This window comes from Streptomyces sp. NPDC014764, assembly GCF_043082785.1.
Lineage (GTDB): Bacteria > Actinomycetota > Actinomycetes > Streptomycetales > Streptomycetaceae > Streptomyces > Streptomyces althioticus.
Genome location: NZ_JBIBXY010000044.1, coordinates 1 through 3,287, shown reverse-complemented (window position 1 = coordinate 3,287; position 3,287 = coordinate 1). Strand labels below are relative to the sequence as shown.

Sequence of the window (3,287 nt, the reverse complement as noted above, 5' to 3'; positions counted from 1 at the left end):
CGGGCGCTTCCCTTCGGTCTTGCGTTTCCGACTCTATCAGATCTTTCCGATCCGATTTCCTCGGCGCTTTCCAGGTCGACGCTTTCGCGCTTTCCCTTCCGGCGGATCCGACTTTATCAGAAGTTTCGGGGCGGATTGACCGTCCTCGAATTCCGACTTATCGGGGGGGTGCTTCCGCGGAATCTGCGTCCCGGCGGGAAGCCAGTAGATGTTCACTGTCGCCTTCCGGGTCAGAACCCATCTCCAGGCAACTGTTCCAATCTACCTCCCCACCGGCACCGCGTCAACGGCTCCCGTGGGGCGAAGAAGACACTAGCAGCTCACCGGGGCCGGTCGCACATCAGGCGGCCGTGGGCACGGTGGCGCTTCGCTCCGATGCCTCCAGGTCCCCGGTGGCGCCCGCGCGAGCGGCGCGTCCGCCGAGGATGTAGACGTACGCCAGGAAGGCCAGCTCGGCGACGACGCCGATGGTGATGCGGGCCCAGGTGGGCAGGCCCGACGGGGTGACGAAGCCTTCGATGGCGCCCGAGACGAACAGGACCAGAGCCAGGCCGATCGCCATGGCGAGGGCGGCCCGGCCCTCCTCCGCCAGGGCGGTGCGGCGGGTGCGCGGGCCCGGGTCGATGACGGTCCAGCCGAGCCGCAGTCCCGTGCCGGCGGCGACGAAAACCGCGGTGAGTTCCAGCAGGCCGTGCGGGAGGACCAGGCCGAGGAAGGTGTCGAGGCGCCCGGCGGAGGACATCAGACCGAAGCCGACGCCCAGGTTGAGCATGTTCTGGAAGAGGATCCACAGCACCGGCAGACCGAGGAACACCCCGAGGATGAGGCACAGCGCGGCGGCCCACGCGTTGTTCGTCCACACCTGCGCGGCGAACGAGGTCGCCGGGTTGCTGGAGTAGTACGTCTCGTACTGGCCGCCGGGGCGGGTCATCTCGCGGAGTTCGGCGGGCGCCGCTATGGAGGCCTGGACCTCGGGGTGCGTGCCTATCCACCAGCCGAGAAGCGCGGCCACTGCCGTGGAGATCAGCGCCGTCGGCACCCACCAGTGACGCGCGCGGTAGACGGCCGCGGGGAAGCTGTGCGTCAGGAAGTGCGTGACATCGCGCCAGGACGCCCGGCGGGTGCCCGTCACCGCGCTGCGCGCGCGGGCGACCAGCTGGCTGAGCCGTCCGGTGAGCTGGGGGTCGGGGGCGGCCGACTGGATCACCGAGAGGTGCGTGGCTGCGCGCTGGTACAGGGTGACGAGCTCGTCGGCCTCCGCTCCGGTGAGCCGGCGGCGTCGTCCGAGCAGGGCGTCGAGACGGTCCCACTCCGCTCGATGGGCGGAGACGAAGACGTCGAGGTCCATCGGTGTCCCTGCTCCTCGGCTGATCGTACGGCGGTGCGATGTGCCATCAGCTTGGCAGACTGGCGGTGTCCGGGGCAGACCCAGGGAGAGGCGGGCGGGCGTGAGTGAGCTGGTGACGGGCGAGGCGGTGGCGTTGGAGCTGCGCCCCGCGAAGCTGCCCAGCAGGGGGTTGGCCGTGCTGCTGGACCTGGCGGCGGCCGTGACCGTCTACGTCCTGGTGACCCTCGGTCTGGTGGCGGCGACGGCCTCGCTGGACGAGGCGGCGCGGACTGCGGTGTCGATCGCGACGTTCGTCCTGGTGCTGGTGGGCGGGCCGATCCTGGTGGAGACGCTGACCCACGGGCGGTCGCTCGGGAAGCTGGCGTGCGGGCTGCGGGTGGTGAGGGACGACGGCGGGCCGATCCGGTTCCGGCACGCGCTGGTGCGGGGGCTGCTCGGGGTGATCGAGATCCTGATGACGTTCGGGGTCGTGGCCTGCGTCGCCTCGCTGGTGTCGGCGCGCGGCCGGCGGCTGGGGGACGTGTTCGCGGGGACGCTGGTGGTGCGGGAGCGCATACCGGCGGCCGGTCAGGGCGCTTTCGTGCCGCCGCCTCCGCCGTGGCTGGCGGGACGCTTCTCCGGGCTCGATCTGTCGGCGGTGCCCGACGGTCTGTGGCTCGCCGTCCGTCAGTACCTGACGCGGATGCGGCAACTCGATCCGCAGGTCGGCTGGTCGATGGCGGAGCGGCTGGCGTCCGACGTGGCCGGGCGAACCGGGGCGCCGGTGCCTCCGGGGGTGCCGCCCGCGATGTATCTGGCGGCGGTGCTGCTGGAGCGGCAGACGCGGGAGGCGCGGCGGACGTTCGGCGGCGGAGGCGTTCCGGCTGCTCCCTCTCCCACAGGTGCGGGCGGGCCGGTGCTGCCGCCGCCCGGCGTTCCTCCCGCCCCCGTGCCTCAGGCGGTGCCGCCGGCCGGGCCTGCCTCGGGCAGCGAGGCCGTCGGCGGTGGCGGGTCGGCCGAGCGGCCCGCGACGGGTTTCGCGCCGCCTGCCTGACCGCTGCGGACGGCGCTGTCTCAGCCGAGGTCCGACGGCGGTGACTCCAGGTCTTCCAGCTCGACGCCGGGCGCGGACAGGACCACGTCGCCGGCCAGGTGCACGGTGTGCTGTTCGCCCGTGTCCAGCGCCGTGACCTGGTACGCGTCCACGGTCAGGGGGCCGTTGTCAGTGGGGTGTGTTTCTCTGTCGACCAGCGCCCAGGACTGGTCCACGGTGCGGGGGGCGAGGACCGGGTCGGTGAAGGCGACGAGGCGTACGCGGGTGGCAGCGGCGGAGGGGGTGAGGCGCAGCAGACGGGCGGTGGCGACGAGGAAGGCGGGGGACGAGCCGGTGAAGGCGTGGGCGCGCACGTTGCCTTCGGTGGCGTGGGTCCCGGTGGGGTCGGTGCGGACCCAGGTGACGCCGTCGAGGGCGGCGCCGCGGACCTGCCAGCTCGCGGCGTGCAGTTCGAGGCGGAGGGGGCGGCCGAGGGCGTCGAGGGTGAGGTCGACCGAGCCCGCGTGACCGCTGTCGGGGGCGGTGAGCTGGGAGACGTAGCGCCAGCCGGAGGGACCGGGGGCGCACTGGAAGTGTTCGTCCGCGAGGGGGGTGTGGTCGTGCGGGTCGTGGAGCGAATAGCGGCCGCGGGGCATGGGGGTCCTGGGTCGTAAGGGTCCTGGGTCGTGAGGGCGGAGCCGGTCGCCGGTCGTCGGTCCGACAACGGGGCAGGCCCCCGGCACGGGGGTGCGGGGGCCTGCCTCGGGGCTCGGGCTCGGTGAGGAGCGTCCGGCTCAGTAGCGGTAGTGGTCGGACTTGTACGGGCCTTCCACCTTCACGCCGATGTAGTCGGCCTGGTCCTGGCGCAGCGTGGTGAGCTTGACGCCGAGGGCGTCCAGGTGGAGGCGGGCGACCTTCTCGTCGAGG

At 72.5% G+C, this 3,287-nt stretch carries 4 protein-coding genes; 1 reads left to right on the top strand and 3 read right to left on the bottom strand.

All coding sequences use genetic code 11. The annotated features are described in order from the left end of the window. Positions 1–340: 340 nt before the first annotated feature. Positions 341–1,348, bottom strand: coding sequence for a stage II sporulation protein M (locus tag ACF1AG_RS34725; protein ID WP_359608045.1), 1,008 nt, complete (start codon positions 1,346–1,348; stop codon positions 341–343). A 100-nt stretch (positions 1,349–1,448) separates the two neighbouring features. Between ACF1AG_RS34725 and ACF1AG_RS34720 the strand changes: the two genes are divergently transcribed. Next, on the top strand, positions 1,449–2,381 hold the full coding sequence (locus tag ACF1AG_RS34720; RefSeq protein ID WP_359608047.1) for an RDD family protein: 933 nt from the start codon (positions 1,449–1,451) through the stop codon (positions 2,379–2,381). 20 nt (positions 2,382–2,401) lie between these two features. Here the strand turns inward: ACF1AG_RS34720 and ACF1AG_RS34715 are convergent, their stop codons facing one another. Then, entirely contained in the window at positions 2,402–3,016 is a 615-nt protein-coding gene (locus tag ACF1AG_RS34715; protein WP_359608049.1) for a hypothetical protein, read from the bottom strand. A 138-nt stretch (positions 3,017–3,154) separates the two neighbouring features. After that, positions 3,155–3,287, bottom strand: a 133-nt coding sequence (locus ACF1AG_RS34710; protein ID WP_359753281.1) for an adenosylhomocysteinase, incomplete at its 5' end; no start/stop codon positions are given.